The organism is Frankia sp. AiPs1 (assembly GCF_023716945.1).
Lineage (GTDB): Bacteria > Actinomycetota > Actinomycetes > Frankiales > Frankiaceae > Frankia.
In genome coordinates, this window is record NZ_JAMQQF010001138.1 from 1 (window position 1) to 674 (window position 674).

Genomic DNA, 674 nt, shown 5'->3' on the forward strand with positions numbered 1-674 from the left:
GGCGGATGGCGCCCGCCCCGCTGCAGGCGAGCCGGCACGTGGCCCGACGGATCCCGGCGGCCGGGCTCCCGGTGGCCGAGATCCGGGCGCACCGCGACCTGATCGGGCGCGCCGACCTCGGTCCGGGCCAGGTCCAGGCCCGGACCTACCCGAGCGCCGGCGTGGAGGCGGAGGCCGTCGCCGACCTGCTGCGCCGCGAGCACCTGGAGAACGGCACCCCCTGGCCCGCGATGGCGGTCCTCGTCCGCACCGCGGACCGGATCGCCCGGCTGCGCCGGGTCCTGACCGCCGCGGGCGTGCCGGTCAGCGTCGATGGCGACGAGCTGCCCGTCGCACAGGAACCGGCCGCGGCGCTGCTGCTGCTGGCGTTGCGCTGCGCGGACGACCCCACCGGCGCGCTCACCGCCGATGCCGCCCGCACCCTGCTCACCTCGCCGCTCGGCGGGGCGGACCCGGCGGGCCTGCGTGAGCTGGGCCGCGCGCTGCGTGCCTTCGATCGTGACACCGGCGCCAGCGATCGTGACGTCGGCGATCGTGACGTCGGCGATCGTGACGTCGGCGATCGGGGCGCCGGCGGCGGGCAGCCCGCCGCGTCGGCCGAGTTGATTCGCTGGGCCGTCGCCGATCCGGACCGCTGGCTGGTGCGCGTCGCCGACCCGGTCGCCCGGCCGGCC

Annotated in this window: 1 pseudogene; it reads left to right on the forward strand. The window is 78.8% G+C overall.

The window, feature by feature from the left end:
• Positions 1–674 (forward strand): annotated as a pseudogene (locus ND748_RS33320) (ATP-dependent helicase); the annotation flags it as partial.